25 protein-coding genes and 1 pseudogene are annotated in these 22,690 nt (G+C 62.7%); 18 read left to right on the top strand and 8 right to left on the bottom strand.

What is annotated here, in order from left to right; all coding sequences use genetic code 11:
- Window positions 1-275: 275 nt before the first annotated feature.
- Both fabI and NKH98_RS13010 read left to right on the top strand, forming a co-directional pair.
- Window positions 276-1,094, top strand: a complete 819-nt coding sequence (gene fabI / locus NKH98_RS13015) for an enoyl-ACP reductase FabI (protein ID WP_352593325.1) — start codon at window positions 276-278, stop codon at window positions 1,092-1,094.
- Window positions 1,095-1,125: 31 nt separating this feature from the next.
- On the top strand, window positions 1,126-1,713 hold the full coding sequence (locus tag NKH98_RS13010) for a histidine phosphatase family protein (protein ID WP_352476657.1): 588 nt from the start codon (window positions 1,126-1,128) through the stop codon (window positions 1,711-1,713).
- Window positions 1,714-1,776: 63 nt separating this feature from the next.
- On the opposite strand, the gene NKH98_RS13005 is transcribed toward NKH98_RS13010, so the two are convergent.
- Window positions 1,777-2,040 (bottom strand): DUF1344 domain-containing protein, encoded by a 264-nt coding sequence (locus NKH98_RS13005; protein ID WP_023716902.1) that lies wholly within the window; start codon window positions 2,038-2,040, stop codon window positions 1,777-1,779.
- A 275-nt stretch (window positions 2,041-2,315) separates the two neighbouring features.
- Here NKH98_RS13005 and aroC point away from each other — a divergent pair, with 275 nt between their 5' ends.
- Window positions 2,316-3,416: a chorismate synthase gene (aroC, locus tag NKH98_RS13000; protein ID WP_352898936.1), complete on the top strand. Its 1,101-nt coding sequence runs from the start codon at window positions 2,316-2,318 to the stop codon at window positions 3,414-3,416.
- Window positions 3,417-3,525: 109 nt separating this feature from the next.
- Window positions 3,526-4,626: a 3,4-dihydroxy-2-butanone-4-phosphate synthase gene (gene ribB, locus NKH98_RS12995; RefSeq protein WP_352898933.1), complete on the top strand. Its 1,101-nt coding sequence runs from the start codon at window positions 3,526-3,528 to the stop codon at window positions 4,624-4,626.
- A gap of 59 nt (window positions 4,627-4,685) precedes the next feature.
- On the opposite strand, the gene NKH98_RS12990 is transcribed toward ribB, so the two are convergent.
- Window positions 4,686-5,909: an MFS transporter gene (locus NKH98_RS12990; RefSeq protein WP_352898931.1), complete on the bottom strand. Its 1,224-nt coding sequence runs from the start codon at window positions 5,907-5,909 to the stop codon at window positions 4,686-4,688.
- Between the two features lie 118 nt (window positions 5,910-6,027).
- Here NKH98_RS12990 and NKH98_RS12985 point away from each other — a divergent pair, with 118 nt between their 5' ends.
- The 6 genes from NKH98_RS12985 to dxs all read left to right on the top strand — a co-directional run bounded on the left by NKH98_RS12985 (window position 6,028) and on the right by dxs (window position 11,296).
- Entirely contained in the window at window positions 6,028-6,681 is a 654-nt protein-coding gene (locus NKH98_RS12985) for a TetR/AcrR family transcriptional regulator (RefSeq protein WP_254818441.1), read from the top strand.
- Window positions 6,682-6,813: 132 nt separating this feature from the next.
- On the top strand, window positions 6,814-7,740 hold the full coding sequence (locus NKH98_RS12980; protein ID WP_352476662.1) for a histone deacetylase family protein: 927 nt from the start codon (window positions 6,814-6,816) through the stop codon (window positions 7,738-7,740).
- A gap of 3 nt (window positions 7,741-7,743) precedes the next feature.
- On the top strand, window positions 7,744-7,995 hold the full coding sequence (locus NKH98_RS12975; RefSeq protein WP_031211056.1) for an exodeoxyribonuclease VII small subunit: 252 nt from the start codon (window positions 7,744-7,746) through the stop codon (window positions 7,993-7,995).
- A 109-nt stretch (window positions 7,996-8,104) separates the two neighbouring features.
- On the top strand, window positions 8,105-8,371 hold the full coding sequence (locus NKH98_RS12970; RefSeq protein ID WP_023716908.1) for a DUF2277 domain-containing protein: 267 nt from the start codon (window positions 8,105-8,107) through the stop codon (window positions 8,369-8,371).
- Window positions 8,372-8,380: 9 nt separating this feature from the next.
- Entirely contained in the window at window positions 8,381-9,301 is a 921-nt protein-coding gene (locus tag NKH98_RS12965; RefSeq protein WP_352898928.1) for a pirin family protein, read from the top strand.
- Between the two features lie 81 nt (window positions 9,302-9,382).
- Window positions 9,383-11,296: a 1-deoxy-D-xylulose-5-phosphate synthase gene (gene dxs, locus NKH98_RS12960; RefSeq protein ID WP_352898926.1), complete on the top strand. Its 1,914-nt coding sequence runs from the start codon at window positions 9,383-9,385 to the stop codon at window positions 11,294-11,296.
- A gap of 242 nt (window positions 11,297-11,538) precedes the next feature.
- On the opposite strand, the gene NKH98_RS12955 is transcribed toward dxs, so the two are convergent.
- Window positions 11,539-11,940: a GFA family protein gene (locus tag NKH98_RS12955; RefSeq protein ID WP_352807762.1), complete on the bottom strand. Its 402-nt coding sequence runs from the start codon at window positions 11,938-11,940 to the stop codon at window positions 11,539-11,541.
- A gap of 174 nt (window positions 11,941-12,114) precedes the next feature.
- Between NKH98_RS12955 and NKH98_RS12950 the strand changes: the two genes are divergently transcribed.
- From NKH98_RS12950 to NKH98_RS12940, 3 genes and pseudogenes are all read left to right on the top strand, one after another.
- Complete coding sequence (locus tag NKH98_RS12950) at window positions 12,115-12,894, top strand: TlyA family RNA methyltransferase (protein WP_352898923.1); 780 nt, start codon at window positions 12,115-12,117, stop codon at window positions 12,892-12,894.
- Window positions 12,891-14,132 carry a class I SAM-dependent RNA methyltransferase gene (locus NKH98_RS12945; protein ID WP_352898921.1) on the top strand — a complete coding sequence of 414 codons (1,242 nt, stop codon included), beginning with the start codon at window positions 12,891-12,893 and terminating at the stop codon, window positions 14,130-14,132. The genes NKH98_RS12950 and NKH98_RS12945 overlap by 4 nt, the downstream gene beginning before the upstream one ends.
- Before the next feature lie 98 nt (window positions 14,133-14,230).
- A pseudogene (locus NKH98_RS12940) lies at window positions 14,231-14,578 on the top strand (antitoxin Xre/MbcA/ParS toxin-binding domain-containing protein).
- 40 nt (window positions 14,579-14,618) lie between these two features.
- Here NKH98_RS12940 and NKH98_RS12935 read toward each other — a convergent pair.
- The 5 genes from NKH98_RS12935 to NKH98_RS12915 form a co-directional block, all read right to left on the bottom strand.
- Window positions 14,619-15,008, bottom strand: a complete 390-nt coding sequence (locus NKH98_RS12935) for a type II toxin-antitoxin system VapC family toxin (protein ID WP_352898918.1) — start codon at window positions 15,006-15,008, stop codon at window positions 14,619-14,621.
- Window positions 14,995-15,270 carry an AbrB/MazE/SpoVT family DNA-binding domain-containing protein gene (locus NKH98_RS12930; protein ID WP_352898916.1) on the bottom strand — a complete coding sequence of 92 codons (276 nt, stop codon included), beginning with the start codon at window positions 15,268-15,270 and terminating at the stop codon, window positions 14,995-14,997. Before NKH98_RS12930 ends, NKH98_RS12935 begins: the two co-directional genes overlap by 14 nt.
- Window positions 15,271-15,402: 132 nt before the next feature.
- Window positions 15,403-16,815, bottom strand: a complete 1,413-nt coding sequence (tldD, locus tag NKH98_RS12925) for a metalloprotease TldD (RefSeq protein ID WP_352898915.1) — start codon at window positions 16,813-16,815, stop codon at window positions 15,403-15,405.
- An 82-nt stretch (window positions 16,816-16,897) separates the two neighbouring features.
- Window positions 16,898-17,389, bottom strand: coding sequence for a GNAT family N-acetyltransferase (locus NKH98_RS12920; protein WP_352898913.1), 492 nt, complete (start codon window positions 17,387-17,389; stop codon window positions 16,898-16,900).
- A 10-nt stretch (window positions 17,390-17,399) separates the two neighbouring features.
- The gene (locus tag NKH98_RS12915) at window positions 17,400-17,924 is read right to left on the bottom strand and encodes an invasion associated locus B family protein (RefSeq protein WP_352898911.1); all 525 of its coding nucleotides are present in this window, start codon (window positions 17,922-17,924) and stop codon (window positions 17,400-17,402) included.
- 359 nt (window positions 17,925-18,283) lie between these two features.
- On the opposite strand from NKH98_RS12915, the gene coxB reads away from it, so the two are divergent.
- From coxB to NKH98_RS12890, 5 genes are all read left to right on the top strand, one after another.
- Window positions 18,284-19,174: a cytochrome c oxidase subunit II gene (gene coxB, locus NKH98_RS12910; RefSeq protein WP_352804342.1), complete on the top strand. Its 891-nt coding sequence runs from the start codon at window positions 18,284-18,286 to the stop codon at window positions 19,172-19,174.
- Between the two features lie 38 nt (window positions 19,175-19,212).
- Entirely contained in the window at window positions 19,213-20,865 is a 1,653-nt protein-coding gene (gene ctaD / locus NKH98_RS12905; RefSeq protein ID WP_352476671.1) for a cytochrome c oxidase subunit I, read from the top strand.
- Between the two features lie 76 nt (window positions 20,866-20,941).
- A complete protein-coding gene (locus NKH98_RS12900) occupies window positions 20,942-21,886 on the top strand; it encodes a heme o synthase (protein WP_352898907.1) in 945 nt (314 codons plus the stop codon).
- Window positions 21,883-22,050 (top strand): cytochrome c oxidase system small membrane protein, encoded by a 168-nt coding sequence (locus NKH98_RS12895; protein WP_502894244.1) that lies wholly within the window; start codon window positions 21,883-21,885, stop codon window positions 22,048-22,050. The genes NKH98_RS12900 and NKH98_RS12895 overlap by 4 nt, the downstream gene beginning before the upstream one ends.
- Window positions 22,051-22,057: 7 nt before the next feature.
- Complete coding sequence (locus NKH98_RS12890; RefSeq protein ID WP_352737060.1) at window positions 22,058-22,690, top strand: cytochrome c oxidase assembly protein; 633 nt, start codon at window positions 22,058-22,060, stop codon at window positions 22,688-22,690.

Genomic DNA, 22,690 nt, shown 5'->3' with positions numbered 1-22,690 from the left:
CTCGGGGTCATGAGCGTGACTTCGGCCGCTGGCCAACGAAACTTCCGCCAAAGGGTCATCTTCCGCCGTGACACCGATACTGGCGTCGGATTTTTCCACTGGCCCCACGACTGCAAGGTCAAAGCGCTACAGCGTCCTTTGCGCGCCCAAAAGGACGCCCGGCTCTGTAGACCAGCGGCTTTGTCCCCGAACTGTCCGCTTTGAACGCTTGAAGGGGCACTGTGGCTGTGCGATAGGCACTCCACAAAGCAGAGAACCTTGCGGAGAGCGCTGACATGGCGGGTGAACGGGGCCTTATGGCCGGCAAGCGCGGCCTTATCCTTGGCATCGCCAACAATCGCTCGATCGCTTACGGCATCGCCAAGGCCTGTGTCGATCACGGCGCCGAGATCGCGCTGACTTATCAGGGCGAGGCGTTCAAGAAACGTGTCGAGCCGCTCGCGGCGGAACTGGGCGCGCATGTCGCCGGCCATTGCGATGTGACCGACCCGGCCAGCCTCGATGCGGTGTTCGCCGATATCGCCAGCCATTGGGGCAAGCTCGATTTCCTCGTCCACGCTATCGCCTTTTCCGACAAGGACGAGCTGACCGGCCGCTATGTCGAGACGACGCGCGATAATTTCCTGCGCACCATGGATATTTCGGTCTATTCCTTCACGACCATTGCCAAACGTGCCGAGGCGCTGATGACCGACGGCGGCTCGCTGCTGACGCTGACCTATTACGGCGCGGAAAAGGTGATGCCGCACTACAACGTCATGGGTGTCGCCAAGGCGGCACTCGAAGCCAGCGTGCGCTATCTGGCCGTCGATCTCGGTGCCAAGAAGATCCGTGTCAACGCGATCTCCGCCGGCCCGATCAAGACGCTTGCCGCATCCGGCATCGGCGATTTCCGCTATATCCTGAAATGGAACGAATACAATTCGCCGTTGAAGCAGACGGTCACGCAGGAGGAGGTTGGCGATTCCGGCGTCTATTTCCTGTCCGACCTTTCGCGTGGCGTCACCGGCGAGATCCATCATGTCGATTCCGGCTATCATGTCGTCGGCATGAAGGCGGTCGACGCGCCGGATATTTCGACGGTCAAGGACTGACGCCACCGCCTGACCTCTTCCGGAAGACCTGATGTACCCGCTCGTCTATATCGTGCGCCACGGCCAGACGGCGTGGAACGCCGAGGCCCGGCTGCAGGGGCAGGCCGATACCGACCTCGACGAGCTTGGCCGCGAGCAGGCTAGCCGCAACGGGCGCAGGCTGGCCGAACTCATCGACAAGCCCGAAGATTTCGACTTTGTCGCCAGTCCGATGCGGCGCACGCGCGAGACGATGGAGCGCCTGCGCGCGGCGATGAAGCTCGATCCGCACGCCTATCGTACCGAGCCGCTGCTCGTGGAGTTGAGCTTTGGCGACTGGCAGGGTTTCACCTTTGCCGAACTCGAGGCGAACAATCCTGGTTCGACCAGGCGCCGTCGGCTCGATAAATGGAATTTCCAGCCGCCCGGCGAAGGCGCCGAAAGCTATCAGATGCTGCTCGAACGGGTGAAGCCGTGGTTCGACGCGCTCGATCGCCAGACGGTCTGCGTGACCCATGGTGGCGTCATGCGCGTAATGTTCCGCTTGGTACTGGGGATGTCCGAACAAGATGCGGTCAGCATGGACGTGCCGCAGGACCGCGTGCTCAGACTGGACGGCCGGCGCCTGGAGTGGCTTTGAGACCGATGACGCAGCGTATGTTGAGATCAGGTCGGGCCGGCATCAGCTGAATGTCGACGCGTCCTACTCGGTCGATCCGGTGTCCGGCAGTTCCATATCGGTGACGACATTCTCGCCATTCGTCACGTCATAGGCGAGGACGATGTCCATGCCTGGCTTCAGCGCATCGAGGTCGGTTTCGGCGTTCAGCTTGTAGGACTTGCCGTCGTCCAGCGTCAGCGTCAGCGCATCCTTGTCGACCTTCTTGATCAGGCCTTCGGTCTGGCCGGCGAAGGCGGCGGTGGAGATCAACAGCGTGGCGGCAACAGCGCCAATCAGGATACGCATCATCGTCCTCTTTAATCATTGCCGGTACAGCGGCTCGGTCCAACGGAACGGAACTGAGCAGAAACCAATCGAATGTGTCAAAACTAAATCCGCCGGATCACAGTTTGACCACTGTGGAAAACGCCAATAGAAGGCAGGCGACAGCGCCGCGCGTCCTCCTGGACGCGCAAAGGACGCTGTAGCACTTTTGATTTTGTGCATGATCCTTTCCGAAAATCGCTCCGATTTTCGGGGTTATGCGCTAGGCCGGCTCCGACGCCGGCAGGGCTGGTTCCATGTCGCACAACACGTTCGGCCATCTTTTCCGCGTCACCACCTGGGGCGAAAGCCACGGGCCGGCGCTGGGCTGCGTCGTCGACGGCTGTCCGCCAGGCATCCGCTTCACTCGCGACGAGATCCAGGCCGAACTCGACAAGCGCCGCCCCGGCCAGTCACGTTTTGTGACGCAACGTCGCGAACCGGATGAGGTGAAGGTCCTGTCCGGCTTCGTCCTCGATGAGGACGGCGAGACGATGATCACGACCGGCACGCCGGTGTCGATGCTGATCGAGAATGTCGACCAGCGCTCGAAGGATTATGGCGACATCGCCCGCCAGTTCCGGCCGGGCCATGCCGATTACACGTACGAGGTCAAATACGGTCTGCGCGACTACCGCGGCGGCGGCCGCTCGTCGGCGCGTGAGACGGCGGCGCGGGTGGCGGCCGGAGCGCTTGCCCGGAAGGTCGTGCCCGGCATGGTGGTGCGCGGCGCGCTGGTGTCCATGGGCGATAAATCGATCGATCGCGCCAATTGGAACTGGAATTTCGTCGGCGACGCCGAAAACCCGTTCTTCACACCTGATCCGGCGTCCGTCGCCGTCTTCACCAAATATCTGGACGGCATCCGCAAGGCGGGCTCCTCGGTCGGTGCGGTCATCGAGATCGTCGCCGACGGCGTTCCGGCCGGGCTTGGCGCGCCGATCTATGCCAAGCTCGACCAGGACATCGCCGCCGGCCTGATGTCGATCAACGCCGTCAAGGGTGTCGAGATCGGCAACGGTTTCGAGGCCGCCCGCATCACCGGCGAGGAGAATGCCGATGAGATGCGCACGGGCAATGACGGCAAGCCGGTCTTCCTGTCCAACAATGCCGGCGGCATTCTCGGCGGCATCTCGACCGGCCAGGCGATCGTCGCGCGTTTCGCCGTCAAGCCGACCTCGTCGATCCTGACGCCGCGAAAGTCGATCGACAAGGACGGTAACGACGTCGAGATCATGACCAAGGGCCGGCACGATCCGTGCGTCGGCATCCGCGCTGTACCGATCGGCGAGGCGATGGTTGCCTGCGCCATTGCCGATCATTATCTGCGTCATCGGGGACAAACGGGAAGGCAGTAGGGAGTAGAGTAGGGGAGTAGGTTACGCAGCTCCCACGACAGCATTTTTTCCTTTTCTCTACTCCCGTACTGCCCTACTCCCCTATTCCCTGCGAGCGAAGCGAGCACTTATGCCTTACGACCAGAAGAAGATCGTCGAAGCCCTGCGCGCCTTCGAGCGCGGCGAGATCGTCGTCGTTATGGACGATGACGGCCGCGAGAACGAGGGCGACCTGATCGTAGCCGCCGTCCATTGCACGCCGGAAAAGATGGCGTTCATCGTTCGCAACACGTCGGGCATCGTCTGCACGCCGATGCCGCGCGAGGAAGCCAAGCGGCTCAACCTGTCGCCGATGGTCGCCGACAATGATTCGGCCCACACCACCGCCTTCACCGTCAGCGTCGATTTCAAGCACGGCACCACGACGGGCATTTCAGCGGACGACCGCACACTGACGGTGCGCAATCTCGCCAACGGCAATGTCGGCGCCTCCGATTTCGTCCGGCCCGGCCACATCTTTCCGCTGATCGCGCGCGAAGGCGGCGTGCTGATGCGTTCGGGCCATACCGAGGCCGCTGTCGACCTCTGCAAGCTCGCCGGCCTGCCGCCGGTCGGCGTCATTTCCGAGCTGGTCAACGATGACGGCACCGTCATGCGTGGCCCGCAGGTGCAGGCCTTCGCCGAAAAGCACGGGTTGAAGCAGATCTCGGTTGCCGACCTCATCGCCTACCGGCAGCGCAAGGAAACGCTGGTCGAGCGTGTCGCCTGTTCCGACATCGAGACGGCAGGCGGTAAGGCACAGGTCTTCACCTACACGCTGCCCTGGGATTCGATGCATCATGTAGCGATCGTCTTCGGCGACATCCGCGACGGCGAGGAGGTGCCGGTGCGCCTTCATTCCGAGGACGTGGTCAGCGACGTGTTCGGCACCAGCCACCGACTGGACGCCATCATGAAGGCGATGGGCGAGCGTAAGCGCGGCGTCATCGTCTATCTGCGCGAAGGCTCGGTCGGCGTCGCCCATCAGGAGCGCAAGCGCCCGGCTGCCGGTGACCGCGAGGATCACGAAGAGGCTCGCCGCCGCGAAAACGAATGGCGCGAGATCGGCCTCGGCGCGCAAATCCTCAAGGATCTCGGCATTTCCTCGATCAATCTGATCGCCTCGCGCGAGCGCCATTATGTCGGCCTCGAAGGTTTTGGCATCCACATCGCCAAGACCGAGATTCTTTAGGCCATTCTCACGGTGCTGGTATGCGTCCGGCCCCGGCTCGGGGCCGGACGCACCGGAAACTATTCCGCAGCGACCGCGGCTGCGTCGCATGCCGCCATGTCGCAGTTCGGCGCGGCAAGGCTGCGCTGGCCGGCGAGCACGATGGCCAAAGCGATTGTGCCCGATGCCACCGATACCCAGAACCCGTTCTGCGCGCCGAAAGCGTCCACCACCCAGCCGGCGGCGAAGGAGCCGAGCGCCATGCCGATGCCGATGCCGGTCATCACCCAGGTCACGCCCTCGGTCAGCACCGCCTCCGGCACGCGCCGCTCGATCAGGCCGAATGCCGTGATGAAGGTCGGCGAGATTGCCACGCCGCTAACGAAGACGGCCAGTGCCAGCAGCGGCACGGTGTCGGCGACGAGCAGCGGCAGCGTGGTGAGCGCAATGATGGCGATTGCGATGGCAAGCTGAATCTGCAGCGGCACTTTCAGGTTCAGGGCGCCGATGACGATGCCGACGACGAACGATCCGAGCGCGTAGACGCCGATGACGAAGCTGGCGGCGCCCGGCTGGCCAAGCTCCTTGGTGATCGCCACGGTGCTCACCTCCGTGGTGGCGAAGGTCGCGCCGATGAAGATCAGGGCCAAGGTGATGATCTGGACCGGCCGCAGGCGGATTGCCGAGCCGCCCGAACCGTGTTCCACCGGTCGCGCTCGCGGTTCGGTCGAGCGCTGCAGGATGAAGGCCGTCGAACCGAAGGCCAGGAACAATGTGCTCGCGAGCACTCCCGCTTCCGGGAAAAGCGCGACACTCAGTCCGACCGACAGCGATGCGCCGGCGATGTAGACCAGTTCGTCCGCCGCCGACTCGAAGGCGAACGCCGTGTTCAACTCGGGGCGGTTGCGAAAAATCTCGGTCCAGCGTGCGCGCACCATTGCCGGGATGCTGGGCATCACGGCGGCGAGCAGCGCCGAGACGAATAGCGTCCATATCGGCCAATGCTGATTGGCCGCTGCAATCAGGATCGCGAAAGCGAGCGTGGCAATCATGGTGGTCGGCACCACAACCCGCGTCTGGCCGAGGCGGTCCACCAGTCGCGATGCCTGCGGGGCGACGAAAGCGTTCGCCAGCGCATATGTCGCGGAGACGGCACCGGCCAGCCAGTATTCGCCATCGGTCTGCGACAGCATCGCGACGATCCCGATCGGAGCCATGGCCATCGGCAGCCGGGCAACGAAGCCGGCCGCGGCGAAGCCTTTGGCGCCCGGCGCGCGAAAGATCTGGGAATAGGGATTTTGCATGGTCTGGCTCCTCGACAACGGCCGCTTCGGCGATTACATACGTAGCGTATGAGTTTAAATAAATCATACGCGGCGTATGTCAATTGGCATACGAAGCGTATGTTAATAGGGCCAGAGCATGCACAGACCGCGCAAGGAGATGATTGCCGAAACCCGCGCAAAGCTGATCGGGGCGGCGCGCCAGGCCTTCGGCACGCTCGGCTATGCCGAAGCCTCGATGGATGACTTCACGGCATCGGCCGGGCTGACGCGCGGTGCGCTCTATCATCACTTCGGCGACAAGAAGGGCCTGCTCCAGGCGGTTATCGCCGAGATCGACGCCGAAATGGCAGCCCGGCTGAAGGTCGTTTCGGCCAAGCCGGACAATCTCTGGCAGGGCTTTGTCGACGAATGCACCGCCTATATCGAGATGGCGCTGGAGCCGGAGATCCAGCGTATCGTGCTTCGCGACGGGCCGGCGGTGCTCGGCGATCCATCGCAATGGCCAAGCCAGAGCACATGCATCCGCTCGATGACAGAGAGCCTGCAAAGACTGAGCGACGAGGGGACAATTCTCGCCGTCGATCCCGAAGCCGCGGCAAGGCTGGTCAGCGGCGCCTCGCTGCATGCGGCGCAGTGGATCGCAAATTCGAACGATCCCGAAGCGACGTCGAAGAAGGCAGTGAAGGCGTTCAAGGTTCTTCTGGAAGGGCTGCTCAATCGCACCGGCAAGCTGCATCAACCTGATCGACCGTCAGCGATGCAGCCCGAGGTTGACCGATCACCGGCCTGAGATCATCTTTTCGCCAATCCCAGGCGGCTCGCGGTGGGCTCAGCCGATGTCGGTTGCCTAAACCCTGTTGAACACCGCGTCGCCAGCGCGCGAAAACATGGCCAAAGCGGTAAGGCGCGCCTATATCGGGGCATGGTCACGAGACTTTACACCCATCCGATTTTCCTCGAGCACATAACACCGCCCGGTCATCCGGAGCGGCCGGACCGTCTGCGCGCCATAGAGCGTGTGCTTGACGACGAGGCCTTCGCGGCGCTCGATCGCGTCCAGGCGCCTGAAGGCGACGAGGCAACCATTCTCTACGCGCATCCGCCCGAATTCGTCGAACGTGTCCGTGCAGCGATACCGGACACCGGCATCGCCCGTATCGACGCCGATACCACCGCCAGCCCGAAGAGCTGGCAGGCTGCCGTGACCGCGATCGGAGCTGCCAACGCCGCGGTCGATGACGTCTTCACCGGCCGTGCCGAGAACGTCTTCGTCGCCGCACGGCCGCCCGGCCATCATGCCGAAAAGACCACCTCCATGGGTTTTTGCCTGTTCAACACCGCGGCGATCGCGGCACGCTACGCGCAGAAGAACCATGGCGCCGGCCGTGTCGCCGTCGTCGACTGGGATGTGCATCACGGCAACGGCACGCAGGACATCTTCTGGGACGATCCGTCGGTGCTCTATTGCTCGACACACCAGATGCCGCTTTACCCGGGAACCGGGGCTGCGAGCGAAACCGGCGCCGGCAACATCGTCAACGCGCCGCTGGCGCCGCAGAGCGGCAGCGATGTTTTCCGTGACGCCTTTCTGTCACGCATCCTGCCGGCGCTCGACAATTTTGCGCCCGATCTCATCATCATCTCCGCCGGCTTTGACGCCCACCACCGCGATCCGCTGGCCGAGATCAACCTGACCGAGGATGATTTCGACTGGGCGACCGGCCAGTTGCTCGAACGAGCCGGGCGCCATAGCCGCAACCGGCTCGTCAGCGTGCTCGAGGGCGGCTACGATCTGCAGGGATTGGCATTTTCGGTCGCCGCCCATGTCGGGCGGCTGATGAAGGGATAGATGATGGCTGGTGAGACCAACGAGGACGTCAAGGCGATGAGCTTCGAGCAGGCGCTCGAGGCGCTGGAACGGATCGTCGACGATCTGGAGCGCGGCGACGTGCCGCTCGACCAGTCGATCCGCATTTACGAGCGCGGCGAGGCGCTGAAGGCGCATTGCGACCGGCTGCTGAAAGCGGCCGAGGACAAGGTCGAGAAAATCAGGCTGTCGCGTGACGGCAAGCCGGTGGGGACAGAGCCGCTGGATGCGGACTGAGGCGCGGCCTCGAACGACGATTGTGCTTACCGGCTTTGGACATCATCACGATTGAGGGTAAAACTCATCCCGTTTGAAACGGCTCCAGGACGAGAGGAGATTGCGAACGATGTGCAGAAACATCAAAACCCTGTTCAATTTCGATCCGCCGGCAACCAATGACGAGGTCCGCGATGCCGCACTTCAGTTTGTCCGCAAGCTGAGCGGAACGACACGGCCGTCGAAACAGAACCAGCATGCGTTCGACCATGCCGTCGAGGCCATTGCCGCCTCGGCGCGTGAATTGCTCGACAGCCTCGAGACGACGCAGCATCCGCGCAATCGCGAAGAGGTGGCGGCCAAGGCGAAGGCCAAATCTGCACTTCGCTTCGCCTGAGGGGACTGCGTGAGCTTCTTTCCCGGAAACGATCCGCTGATGGGCGATGCCTTCGCCAGCGATCAGATCGAATTGATGGTCATTCCGAATGCCAAGGACATCGGCGGATTTCAGGTTCGCCGCGCCTTGCCGACGGCCAGGCGCCGGCTGGTCGGACCCTTCATCTTCTTCGACCGCATGGGTCCAGCCGTTCTGCGGGCCGGCCAGGCGCTCGACGTGCGCCCGCATCCGCATATCGGCCTGTCGACGGTGACTTACCTGTTCGACGGCAAGATCAGGCACCGCGATTCGCTCGGCACCGAGATGGTGATCCAGCCCGGCGACGTGAATTTGATGACCGCCGGCCGCGGCATCGTCCATTCGGAGCGCACGCCGGAAGAACTGCGCGGCGCGCCGATGTCGGTTTCCGGCCTGCAGACATGGCTGGCGCTGCCGGACGGCAAGGAAGAGGTCGCGCCGGTCTTCGAAAACACCGCGGCACTGCGCCTGCCCGAAATCGATGCAGAGGGTGTCAGCGGCCGTATCGTCATCGGTGCATTGTCCGGACTGCGCTCCCCGGTCGCCACCGCTTCGGACACGCTTTATGCCGATCTCAAGCTGGCGCCGGGTGCCAGCGTGAAGATCCCGGCCGATGCCGAGGAGCGCGCCATCTATACGCTGGAAGGCGAGGTTTCGATATCCGGTGACCGCTTCCCGGCCGAGCGGCTGCTGGTTTTCCGGCCCGGCGAGGAGATCGTTGTTTCATCGGAGGGCGGCGCCCATTTCATGCTGTTTGGCGGCGCTTCGCTCGGTTCGAAACGTTATATCTGGTGGAATTTCGTATCGTCCTCAAAAGAACGCATCGAGCAGGCGAAAGAAGAATGGAAGACGGGCCGCTTCGATATCGTTCCTGGAGACGAGCAAGAGTTCATCCCGCTGCCCGAAAGCTGATGCGCGTTACCGCCACATTTACATTCGCCGGCCAGCGGCATATTTCACGATTAACAGAAAATCTGACCAGGCTCGCAAACAGTGAACGCAAAGCCCGATACGCCGCTTCTCGACAAGGTCCGCGTCCCAGCCGATTTGCGCACGCTTGCCGAAGCCGACCTGCCGCAGCTGGCGTCCGAGCTTCGCGCCGAACTGATCGACGTCGTTTCCCACACCGGGGGCCATCTCGGCGCCGGCCTTGGCGTCGTTGAACTGACTGTCGCGCTGCACTACGTCTTCAACACGCCGGACGACCGGCTGATCTGGGACGTCGGCCACCAGGCCTATCCGCACAAGATCCTGACCGGCCGCCGCGACCGCATCCGCACGCTGCGCCAGGAGGGCGGCCTGTCCGGCTTCACGCGTCGCGTCGAGAGCGAATACGATCCGTTCGGCGCAGCCCACTCCTCAACCTCGATTTCAGCCGGCCTCGGCATGGCGATGGCGCGCGATCTGTCCGATGGCCGCAACAATGTCATTGCCGTCATCGGCGACGGCGCCATGTCGGCCGGCATGGCCTACGAGGCGATGAACAATGCCGGCGCACTCGATGCCCGGCTGATCGTCATCTTGAACGACAACGACATGTCGATCGCTCCGCCGACCGGTGCGATGAGCGCCTATCTGGCGCGGCTCGCCTCAGGCAAGACCTATCTTGGGTTGCGCGATTTCGGCAAGAAGCTGACGTCCTATCTCGGCGAGCGCGCGGATCGCGCCATCAAGCGCGCGGTCGAGCACGCGCGCGGTTACGTCACCGGCGGCACGCTGTTCGAGGAGATGGGTTTCTACCACATCGGTCCGATCGACGGTCACAACCTCGAGCACCTGATCCCGGTGCTGAAGAACGTCCGCGACAATGCCGACGGCCCGGTGCTGATCCATGTCGTGACCCAGAAGGGCAAGGGCTACGCCCCGGCCGAGGCGGCGGCCGACAAATATCATGGCGTCAACAAATTCGACGTCATCACCGGCGCTCAGGCCAAGGCGCCCGCCAATGCGCCGAGCTATACGAAGGTGTTTGCCGAAAGTCTGATCCAGGAGGCCCGAGAGGACGACCGCATCGTCGCCATCACCGCCGCCATGCCGAACGGCACCGGGCTTGACCTGTTCGGCGAAGCGTTTCCGGCGAGGACCTTCGATGTCGGCATTGCCGAGCAGCATGCGGTGACCTTCGCCGCCGGCCTTGCCACGGAAGGCTTCAAGCCTTTCGCCGCGATCTACTCGACCTTTCTCCAGCGCGCCTACGACCAGGTCGTTCACGACGTGGCGATCCAGAAATTGCCGGTGCGCTTTCCGATCGACCGCGCCGGCTTCGTCGGCGCCGATGGTGCCACCCATTGCGGCGCCTTCGACACGACGTTCCTGGCGACGCTGCCCGGTTTCGTCGTCATGGCCGCGGCCGATGAGGCCGAGCTGCGCCACATGGTACGCACCGCTGCAAACTACGATGACGGCCCGATCGCCTTCCGCTACCCGCGCGGCAACGGCGTCGGCGTCGAGATGCCGCAACGCGGCTCGGTATTGGAGATCGGCAAGGGCCGGATCGTCAGGGAAGGCACCAAGGTTGCGCTGCTTTCCTTCGGCACCAGACTGCAGGATTGCCTTGCCGCGGCCGAGGAGCTTGGCGCGGCCGGGCTTTCGACTACGGTCGCCGATGCCCGTTTTGCCAAGCCGCTGGACGAGGACCTGATCCGGCGGCTGGCCCGTTCGCACGAGATCCTGGTCACGGTGGAAGAGGGCGCGGTCGGCGGCTTCGCCAGCCATGTGCTGCAGTTCCTGGCCCATGAAGGGCTGCTGGAGAGCGGCTTGAAGGTGCGCCCACTCGTGCTGCCCGACGCGTTCGTCGACCATGCCAAGCCGGAAAAGATGTATGCCGATGCCGGGCTGGACAGCGCCGGCATCGTGCGCACAGTGTTCGTGGCGTTGGGGCATACCGCACAGGCCCAGCGCGCCTAGTTTTAGACGCATTTCCCGCGACGCCGAAGCGATTCAACTTGGCTGCAAGATGCCGGTCTGAATCAAAATCTCAACTGCTTGAATCAAATTGCCGGCGAACAGTCGTAACGTGCTGTTTACGCTGCTGTTTCCGGCCCCGCACGCAGGTGTCCGGCGACAGCAGCGACGGTCTGACGCCGGCCGTCGAACGGCGGGTTTCGCGGAAGATATTCTAAAGCATGATCCCGAAGAGACTCTAGAAACTAGAACCACATATCCCGCACGCAGCGACCATCTCTCGGCAAATCCTCGAATGTATCGAGACCATCGAAATGGTCGATCGGGAGATCGGCGACGGCCTCGGGCGGCGCAAGCCTCACATTGACGGCGATGCGGTAGCGCCCAGCCGCATCGGGACGCAAACCGCGCCAGGCCAGGACGCAAGCGCACGTTGGACAGAAGAGAATCTCAAGTGAAGGATGAGCCTTTCCGACGCGACTATAGGCGCTTACGGGCCCCGCAAGGCGGATGCGTTCGTCGACATAGTCGTAAGCCCAGAGCGTGCCGTAGCGGCGGCAAAGTGTGCAGTTGCAGGCAGTGACCGAACCGGGATCGCCCTCCAGGGTCCAGCGGGCGGCACCGCAGTGGCAGGTTCCCGTCAGCATTTCCTCCTCCGCGTTTCGACCACAAAACGGCATCTCGTTCTTAGCATTGCGTCGCGCCTGGCGCGAGGTTCGACTGGTAGCGGAGCGGCTTGATGCGTTCACCGCTTTTCCAGCCATGCCTTGTCTCATCGCCAATATCCTTGCCATCATCGTTGGCATTCGCCATGAAGGCCGATGACTTCCCTTCCGCCAGCCACCATACGCCAGAGGCTCGATGAATTGCTCGTCCAGCGCGGCCTGTTTGCCAGCCGCTCGCGTGCCCGCGATGCCGTGGCGCGCGGCACCGTGACGGTCGATGGCATCGTCGCCCGCAAGCCAAGCCAGGCCGTTCTGCCTGAGTGCAACATCGTCGTTGACGATCCGGCGCAAGGTTACGTGTCGCGCGCCGCACTGAAGCTGAAGGCTGGTCTCGACCATTTCGGCCTCGACCCCACCGGCAGCGAAGCCCTCGATGTCGGCGCCTCGACCGGCGGCTTCACGCAGGTGCTGCTCGAACGCGGCGCGGCGCATGTCACGGCGATCGATGTCGGGCACGGCCAGATGCACTCCGACGTTGCCGGCGATCCGCGCGTGAAGGTAATTGAAGGCCTGAATGCGCGCGAACTGTCGGCAGCCGATCTCGGCGGCCGTGTGCCGGATTTCATCGTCTCGGACGTCAGCTTCATCTCGCTGAAACTGGCGCTGCCGCCGGCGCTTGCCTTGGCCGGGAACGGCGCAAAGGCTGTGTTTCTGGTCAAGCCGCAGTTCGAGGCCGGCCGCGAGGCGATCGGCAAGGGCGGGCTGCTGAAGGACCCCTATGATGCGGCGCGTATTGCCGGCCTGATGCAGGACTGGCTCGATACCATTCCCGGCTGGCGCTCGCTGGGGCTGCATCTATCGCCGATAGAGGGCGGCGACGGCAACCGCGAGTTCCTGCTCGGCGGCATCAAGAACGTCGAGACCCAGAAGCGATGAGCACCCGTTTCACGATCGCAAGGTTGGGCTCGCAGGGCGACGGCATCGCCGAGACGGAAACCGGCGAGGTTTTCATTCCGTTCGCGCTGCCGGGAGAGGTCGTCACCGCCGCGCGGGGAAAAGACCGCGCCACGCTGATGTCGGTCCTTGAGGCTTCGCCGTTGCGGGTCGATCCGCCGTGCCGGCATTTCGGCGCATGCGGCGGCTGCGCCGTCCAGCATCTCGAGACTGAAGCCTATCACCGGTGGAAGCATGAAAAAGTCGTGCATGCGCTGAAGAGCAAGGGCATCGCTTGCGATGTCGGCGCGATGGTGCCGTGCGCGCCGCACACGCGCCGCCGCGTCGTCTTCACCGCCCGGCGGAGCGAGGCGGGAATGCAGTTCGGCTTTGTTCGCGCGCTGTCATCCGAGATCATCTCGATCGAGGAATGCCCGATCTCGCTGCCGCAGATCGTCGCTGCGCTCGACCGTTTGAGGATGCTTGCCGGACTGATCTGCACCACGACCAAATCGTTCCACATGGCGGTGACAGTGACCGGTTCCGGCCTTGATGTCGCGGTTCACGATTCCGGCAAGCTCGGCGAGAACCAGCGCCGCGTCGCGTCCAACTTCGTCATCGCCGAGGGGCTAGCCAGGCTGTCGATCGACGGCGAGATCATTATCGAACCAAAGAAACCGATCGTCCTGTTTGATGGCGTCGCCGTCGCAGTGCCTCCGGGCGCTTTCCTGCAGGCAACCGAGGCTGCCGAACAGGCGATGGCCAACATTGTCGGCCAGCATTTCGCGCGCGCCAAAAGGGTCGCCGATCTCTTCGCCGGCTGCGGCAGCTTCGCGCTGCGCCTGGCCGCAAGATCGGAGGTTCACGCGGTGGAAGGCGATGCGGCAGCACTCGCGGCGCTCGACCGGGCATTCCGTTTCGCCAGCGGCCTGAAGCGGGTGACCGGCGAACGTCGCGACCTGTTCCGGAGGCCGCTCACATTCAAGGAGTTGAATGCCTTTGACGGCGTAGTCTTCGACCCGCCGCGCGCCGGCGCCGAGGATCAGTCGAAGCAGATCGCGCGCTCCGGCGTGCCGCTCGTCGCCGCGGTGTCCTGCAATCCGGCAACGCTGGCGCGGGATCTTCGCATCCTCCTCGATGGCGGTTACGCCTTGAAGAGCGTAACCCCGATCGACCAGTTCCTGTGGTCGCCACATGTCGAGGCAGTGGCATTGCTGGAGAAGCCCAAGAGAAGGCGCTAGCAGCATTTATCGGGCGTGAAATGCGCACTAGAAAAGCGCATTTGAGCGTACGCCGGTCAAATATTCTAGGAAATTTATAATGAGCCAAAGCCTTTGATATTTCGGCATCGCGCTGCGGCGAGGAGCGGACGCCGTTTCTCTCGTCGAAGCGGGTGGCTGAACTGCTCGGGGTCACTATGACCGAACTGGCGGGCCTGAGCGGCATCGCCCGCAACACGTTGCCGCTAAGACCGGAGCGCGCAAGGTCGACGCCGCATTGAGCCCCATCATTCGTATTCTGCGACGGCCGGCGAGATGACCGGCGATCAAGTGCGTGCAGCGATCTGGTTCAAACATCAGCCGATCCCGGCTGGGTCGGAAAGACCGCCTATGATCTGGTTCGCGAAGGCAAGACGGATAAGGTTCTCGCTTACCTGAAGGCCGCTCGTTCCGGTATCTATGCCTGAACGGGCGCGCCTTCATGCCAGGCTGGGTAGCCATAAACTGCTATGCTTCTTGCACGCCGTCATATCCAGCCGCCTGCGCTGCCGTGACGAACTTACGATCAAAAGTCGCGAAGCCAACGCAGTGAGCAGATTTGCCCAGATGCAGCGCATCAGCGAAATCCAATCCCCTTTCCGAGAGGTCGAGCGCGGACGACACGACCGTCCCGTCTTCCACCTCTACCGTAGGGAGCCCGCTAAACGCCCGTAGCGTGCGGGCGATTTCGAGCGGTGCCAAACCGTAGGCGCTGCGCAACACCCACTCGACCTCCAGCATTACCGTGACGGCGACAAAGACTGGCCGGCTATCGATCAACGCGCGGGCGCGGGAAGACTGAGTCGGGTGATCGTCCGTCAGGTAGCGGACGATCAGGTTGGTATCAATCGCGAGCATGGCGCCGCCGCGCTTCGGCGAGCACGCCCGCGTCCATTTCTTCCAACGTCTTCGGCCTGCCGCTATAGCGCAGCGATCCAAACACGTCCTCTGGCCGCGTCTCGGCGAAGACTGGCGCAGGCTTCAGTAGCACGCCCTCCGGGGTATCTTCGACCAGAAGGCGTGTGCCGACGTCCCATTCTCTCCGTTTCCGGATCGAACTAGGCAGGATGACCTGTCCCTTGGTCGAGACGGTGGTCACGAGCTTTTCCGCGGCAGCCATGATGGCGCTCCCCTGGATGTAAGACGAACGTAAGATAAGTGAAGATCGCGCCCAATTCAAGGCTCGAATAGCTCAATGGGACGACAGGACGGACAGGGTGTTCGAAACAGCGATGCCGGACCGCCGGCCGCATCAAACCCTGGTGCCGCCGACCGTCATCTGGTTCATCCTGAGATGCGGCTGGCCGACGCCGACCGGCACGCCCTGTCCGGCCTTGCCGCACATGCCGATGCCGGTGTCGAGCTTCATGTCGTTACCGATCATCGCCACACGGTGCATGGCATCCGGTCCGTTGCCGATCAGCATGGCGCCCTTGATCGGCTGCGTTACCTTGCCGTTCTCGATCATGTAGGCCTCGGTGCAACCGAACACGAACTTGCCCGAAGTGATGTCGACCTGGCCACCGCCGAACGACACGGCATAGATGCCATTCTTGACCGAGGCGATGATTTCCTCCGGCTCCATGTCGCCTGCGGTCATGTAGGTGTTGGTCATGCGCGGCATCGGCTCGTGTGCGTAACCTTGGCGTCGCCCGTTGCCGGTGGCTTTCATGCCCATCAGACGCGCGTTCTGGCGGTCCTGCATGTAACCGACCAGCTTGCCATCATCGATCAGCACGTTGTGGGCAGAAGGCGTGCCCTCATCGTCGACGGTCAGCGAACCACGCCGCTCGGGAATGGTGCCGTCGTCGACGACGGTGACGCCTTTCGCCGCCACCTGCTGGCCAAGCAGGCCGGCGAAGGCAGATGTCTTCTTGCGGTTGAAATCGCCTTCCAGCCCGTGGCCGACGGCCTCGTGCAGCATAACGCCCGGCCAGCCGCTCGACAGCACGATGTCGAAAGTGCCGGCAGGCGCGGGAACCGCTTCGAGATTGACCAGTGCTTGCCGCAGCGCCTCCTTGGCTGCATGCTTCCAGCTGTCCTCGATCAGGAACTCGCCAAAATCCTTGCGCCCGCCCATGCCGTAGGAGCCGCTCTCCTGGCGGTCACCGTCGCCGACCACCACCGACACGTTGATCCTGACCAGCGGGCGGATGTCGCGCACCATCTGGCCATCAGCGCGCACGATCTCGACATGCTGCCAGGAGGCGGCGAGCGACGCCGTCACCTGTCGGACGCGCAAATCCTCGGCCCTTAGCCAGGCATCGATTTCCTGGAGCAGCTTGGCCTTGGTCTCGAAGGAAGGTGAGGGGATAGGGTTTCCGTCACCGTAGAGATGGCGGTTGGTGCGGGCGGGAGCCGCAGCAAGCGTGCCGGAATAGCCGCTCTTCACCGTCGAAACCGCCTCGGCGGCGCGCAGCAGCGAGGCTTCGGAGAGATCACTGGAATGGGCGTAGCCGCTGGCCTCGCCGGCGACTGCGCGCAGGCCAAAACCCTGGTCGGTGTTGAAATTGGCGGTCTTCAGCTTGCCATTGTCGAACATCAGCGCTTCGCTTTCGCTGTATTCGAGAAACAGTTCACCGTCGTCGGCGCCGTTCATAGTCTCGGCGACGATCTGCTTGATGCGATCGTCGGAAATGTCGAATTGGCCGATCAGGCTGTTCATGGCGCAGGCCCCTTAATAAGTGATTTTACGGCATGTAGGCGCCAGGGCGCCGTTCGGCAACTTCACGGTGGAACACCACGACCTAAGTCAAGCGGCGTGCCATCATGATTTCGTCGATCTCCCTGCCTTCATGAAGAAAGCCGGCCGGTATGCAGCCTACTTCGTGAAAACCTTCTCGTTGATAGAATCGTATGGCCGCTGGATTTTCAGCACTTACAGCCAGCTCGACCTGCCTTATGCCCAATGCTCGGGCGTGATCGAGCAGCAGATTGAGCATCTTGACGGCGTATCCGCCGCCACGCTCGCTGCCGCGCAAATAGACCATGACGATCGTCGCGCGGTGCGCCATCTTGCTGGCCGGCTGGCGCATCAGGCCCATTATGCCGACAGGTTCCCCGCTCCGAAAGCTGACGACGACCAGGTTGTTCGTCAGGCGCCGCCGCCATTCCTCGTCGGCAAGTTGCTCCCATTCCGCTGCGCTGCTGGCGAAGTCTTCGGGCGCAGCGCGCAAAGCCTCCAGGCGAATTCGCTTGAATATCTCGAAGTCGTCCGCATCGAGCAGTTTCAGCGTCAAACGTGCAGCCTCAAGGCAGGGCGGCAAAGCCGTCGGCGAAACCCTTGAGGTCGACGGGAATGCCGATGCCCTCCTCCGGCGTCTGGAAGACGATGAAGGTGGCGGACGTACCGGTCTTCAGCGTGTCGAGCAGCGGCTTTTCCAGGATGACCTCGGCGTAGCAGCCGTCCTGGAAACAGCGCACGAAATAGGCGCGGCCGATATCCTTGCCGTCGACATTGAGGCCGAGCCCGTTGGGCAACAGCACGCCGAGCGGCGCCAGCACGCGAAGGATTTCGGCCTTGTTGTCGGCTGTACGCAGCACGACGACGGAAAGACCCATTTCCGGGCGGTCCTCGGCGACAACGTTCTGCATCATCACGCATTGTTCGGACGTAGCACCGGCCGGCGTATCGCAGATGATCGACCACGCCCCATGCGTCGACTTCACGGTGCCGCTTGGCTGCGCGGCATTGGCCAAGCCGGCGCCGGGCAAGGCTATTGCGGCGGTAACAAGGATGACCTTCGCCAAGGTTCTCGAAAGCCAAGGGTTCATGACGGCTCCATTGCGAATCACGGCACTTTAAGCCGCACTAAACCCAAGTAAAGGACGAGACCCCGGCGATCTGCCCCGACACAGGCGACAATGCGCTTTTCAGTGCCAATTTCGCCCTAATTGCGACGGTTCCGCGCGCCGCGCGGCTCATTCTACTCGGATGCCGCTCTGGTGATTCGCGGCGAGCCGTCACCGCACGAAGCCAGCGCCGCGCTTGCGCGCAAAAATGCCGCACGGGTTCCGGCGCTCCTTTCTTGCGGAGGCAAATAGAGTATGGTTTGAACCAGCCTTGAATTGTCCGGGATTCCCGTCCCGGCATTGTTCGACATTCTTGCGGTCCGATCGCGAGGAACTGGGAGATGACGAGGGCGATGAGAAAATTCCTGGCAACCGCCAAAATCGTAGCTAGTGCCGCCGCCACGTTGTTTGCCGCTGCATCGGCTCGTGCAGCCCAGCCCCAGCCTTGGGAAACCAGTTTTCAGCCGGCGGCGACCGACATTATGAGGCAGATCGAGTGGTTCGGGAACTACTCGTTCGCGTTCATCATTGTGATCACCGCCTTGGTGCTTTTCCTGATCGCCTACTGCATCTTGCGGTTCCGGGCGAGCGTTAACCCGACCCCGTCGCGCACCAGCCACAACACGCTGATCGAGGTCATCTGGACTGTCGGTCCCGTCGTTATCCTGCTCTGTCTCGCCATTCCCTCATTCCAGTTGCTGACCGCGCAGTACACGCCGCCGGAAGAAGCCAAGCTGACCGTCAAGGCGACCGGCAATCAGTGGAACTGGGACTACGAATACCAGGTCGACAATACGCTTTCCTTCAATTCCGCGATCCTTCAGGATGCCGACAGGGCTGCTGCCGGCAAGGAAGATCGCGCCGCGTATCCGCGCCTGCTCGCCGTCGACAATGAGATGGTGGTGCCGGTCAACACCATGACCCGGGTGCTGGTGACGGCGACCGACGTCATTCACGCGTTTGCCATGCCGTCCTTCGGCATCAAGACCGATGCAGTGCCGGGCCGCATCAACGAGGTATGGTTCAAGGCCGACAAGGAAGGCCTCTATTATGGCCAGTGCTCGGAACTCTGCGGCAAGGACCACGCCTTCATGCCGATCGCTATTCGCGTCGTCTCCGATGCGCAATATAAGACCTGGCTGGCGGCAGCCAAGACCGACCTTCCCGGCGCCAACAAGGCGCTGATGGCCGAGGTCGATGGCACGAACAAGGTAGCGGCCGCCGGCAACTGATGCCGCGACCAGAAAAGATTCAGGGAACGGAGCCGATCATGGCAGACGCTGCAGTTCACGACGACCACGACCACAAGCCGTATCATGGCTGGGTCCGGTGGGTGTATTCGACCAACCACAAGGACATTGGCACGCTTTATCTGATCTTCGCGATCATGGCGGGCTGCATCGGTGGCGCCTTGTCGGTCGTCATGCGCATGGAATTGCAGGAGCCGGGCATCCAGATATTCACTGGCCTGGCTCAGATGGTCTACGGCATGAATGGTGACGCCGCCATCGACGGCGGCAAGAGCATGTACAATGCTTTCACCACGGCGCATGCGCTGATCATGATCTTCTTCATGGTGATGCCGGCGCTGATAGGCGGTTTTGCCAACTGGATGGTGCCGATCATGATCGGCGCGCCGGACATGGCCTTCCCGCGCATGAACAACGTCTCGTTCTGGCTGCTGCCGCCGGCTTTCATCCTGCTGATTATCTCGGCCTTCGTCCCGAGTGCGCCCGGCGCCTACGGCGTCGGCGGCGGCTGGACGCTTTATCCGCCGCTATCGACATCGGGCCAGCCCGGACCGGCCATGGACCTGGCGATCCTTTCAATCCACATCGCCGGCGCCTCCTCGATTCTTGGCGCCATCAACTTCATCACCACCATCTTCAACATGCGCGCGCCCGGCATGACCATGCACAAGATGCCGCTGTTCGCCTGGTCGGTGTTGATCACCGCCTTCCTGCTGCTTCTGTCGCTTCCAGTGTTGGCCGGCGGCATCACCATGCTGTTGACCGACCGCAATTTCGGCACCACCTTCTTCGCCCCGGACGGCGGCGGCGATCCGATCCTGTTCCAGCACCTGTTCTGGTTCTTCGGCCATCCGGAGGTCTACATTCTGATCCTCCCGGGTTTCGGCATCATCAGCCACATCATCTCGACCTTTTCGAGGAAGCCGGTGTTCGGCTATCTAGGCATGGCCTATGCGATGGTTGCCATCGGCGCGGTGGGCTTCATCGTCTGGGCCCACCACATGTACACGACGGGCCTGTCGCTCGACACACAGCGCTATTTCGTCTTTGCTACCATGGTCATCGCGGTGCCGACGGGTGTGAAGATATTCTCGTGGATCGCCACCATGTGGGGCGGGTCGATTTCGCTCAAGACGCCGATGCTGTGGGCGATCGGCTTCATCTTCCTGTTCACTGTTGGCGGCGTCACCGGCGTGCAGCTGGCCAATGCCGGCCTCGACCGCCCGCTGCACGACACCTATTTCGTGGTCGCGCACTTCCACTACGTGCTGTCGCTGGGCGCGGTCTTCGCCATCTTCGCCGGCTGGTACTACTGGTTCCCGAAAATGACCGGCTACATGTATTCGCCGGTGATCGCCAACACCCACTTCTGGGTCACTTTCGTCGGCGTCAACCTGGTCTTTTTCCCGCAGCACTTCCTCGGCCTTTCCGGTATGCCGCGTCGCTATATCGACTATCCGGATGCCTTCGCCGGCTGGAATATGGTGTCGTCCTACGGCTCGTACATCTCGGCTGTCGGCGTCGTCATCTTCCTGTTCGGCGTCTTCGAGGCGTTCCAGAAGAAGCGTGTCGCCGGCGCCAATCCTTGGGGCGAGGGAGCGACCACGCTGGAATGGCAGCTGCCTTCGCCGCCGCCGTTCCACCAGTGGGAACAGTTGCCGAAGATCAAGTAGGCGGTTGCCTCCTTTAATACGGAACCGCCGGCCGACCGGCGGTTTTGGCCAACGGAATGATGGACTTTAAGTACGCATGGCCCTTGCCGAAGACAGACTGATTGACGAGCCAGGCTTCCGCATGTCGGAAGCGACGGCGGGCGATTTCTTCGCTCTGCTGAAGCCGCGCGTCATGTCGCTGGTGGTGTTCACCGCGTTTGTCGGCATGGTCGCCGCTCCGGTGACCATCAATCCGCTGCTGGCGGTGATCGCGATCCTGGCTATTGCCATTGGTGCTGGCGCGTCCGGTGCGCTCAACATGTGGTACGACGCAGACATCGATGCGGTGATGACGCGCACCGCCGGCCGTCCCGTGCCGGCCGGCCGCATCCGGCCAGGCGAGGCATTGAGCTTCGGGCTGGTGCTGTCGGTTCTGTCGGTGATGACGCTCGGCGTGCTGGTCAACTGGTTGGCCGCATCGCTTCTGGCCTTCACCATCTTTTTCTATGCTGTCATCTATACGATGTGGCTGAAGCGCTGGACGCCGCAGAACATCGTCATCGGCGGTGCTGCCGGCGCCATTCCGCCGGTCATCGGCTGGGCGGCGGTAACCGGATCGGTCAGCCTCGAAAGCTTGGTGCTGTTCCTGATCATCTTCCTGTGGACGCCACCGCATTTCTGGGCGCTCGCGCTGTTCAAGTCGGAGGACTACGCCAACGCAGGCATTCCGATGATGCCGAATGTCGCCGGCCATCCCGCGACCAGGCGCCAGATCTTTGCCTATGCGCTGGTCCTCGCGCCGGTTGGCGTGCTGCCATGGGTTCTTGGCTTCACTACGCCGGCCTATGGCATCGTTGCGTTGCTGCTCGGCGCCGGCTTCGTCTGGTATGCGTGGAAGGTGCTGCAAATGGCCGATGACGACAGGGCGATGAAGCCGGCCAAGGCCTTGTTCGGCTATTCGCTGCTTTATCTCTTCGCCATCTTCGCCACCTATCTTGGCGATTGCGTCGTCGCGCGCGCGCTGACCGTCGGCGGAGCATGAGCATGGCCGAAAAGCAGCTTGAACTGGTCACGCTGACCGAACGTCAGCAGAAGGCGCGCCGCAATCGCTCGGCCGCAATCGGTTTCGCGCTGGCGGCGCTGGTCGTCATATTCTACGTCGCGACCATCGTGAAATTTGGCCACAGTTTCCCTGGCTCGATGTGAGCTGATGATGACCAGGCAAACAGTCACCGATCCTACGAAGAAGAATACGAACCGCGTCGTCGCCGGCGTTTGCATCGCGTTCTTCGGCGGCATGATCGGCATGGCCTACGCCGCAGTGCCGCTCTATGCGATGTTCTGCCAGGCGACAGGCTACGGCGGCACCGTCAAACGGGCGACCCAGCAATATGCCGATCGGGTGCTCGACCGCGACATCACCATCCGCTTTGATGCCAACACCGCCGGCGTTCCCTGGCAATTCCAGCCGGTCGACCGCTCGATCACCATCAAGATCGGCGAGACCGCCGAGGCGCATTTCAGCGCGACGAACAAATTCAGCCGGCCCATCACCGGACGCGCCACCTTCAACGTGCAGCCGGAACTGGCTGGGCCTTACTTCAACAAGGTCGAGTGTTTCTGCTTCACCGACACGACGCTGAAGCCAGGCGAGACGCTGGACATGCCGGTCGTGTTCTATGTCGATCCCGACATCGTCAACGCGCCGGAATTGAAGGATTTGAGGACGATTACCCTGTCCTACACGATGTTCCCGGTCGACAAGACCAAGCCGGTCGCATCATCGGTGCCGGCCGACGGCCGCCGCAACAAGATTTCAGATACCGAAGCAAGCCTCGGGGGTTGA

This window comes from Mesorhizobium sp. M0833 (assembly GCF_040319905.1).
Classification (GTDB): domain Bacteria; phylum Pseudomonadota; class Alphaproteobacteria; order Rhizobiales; family Rhizobiaceae; genus Mesorhizobium.
The sequence above is the reverse complement of the archived record's forward strand: the minus strand, read 5'-3'. Positions and strand labels throughout refer to the sequence as shown.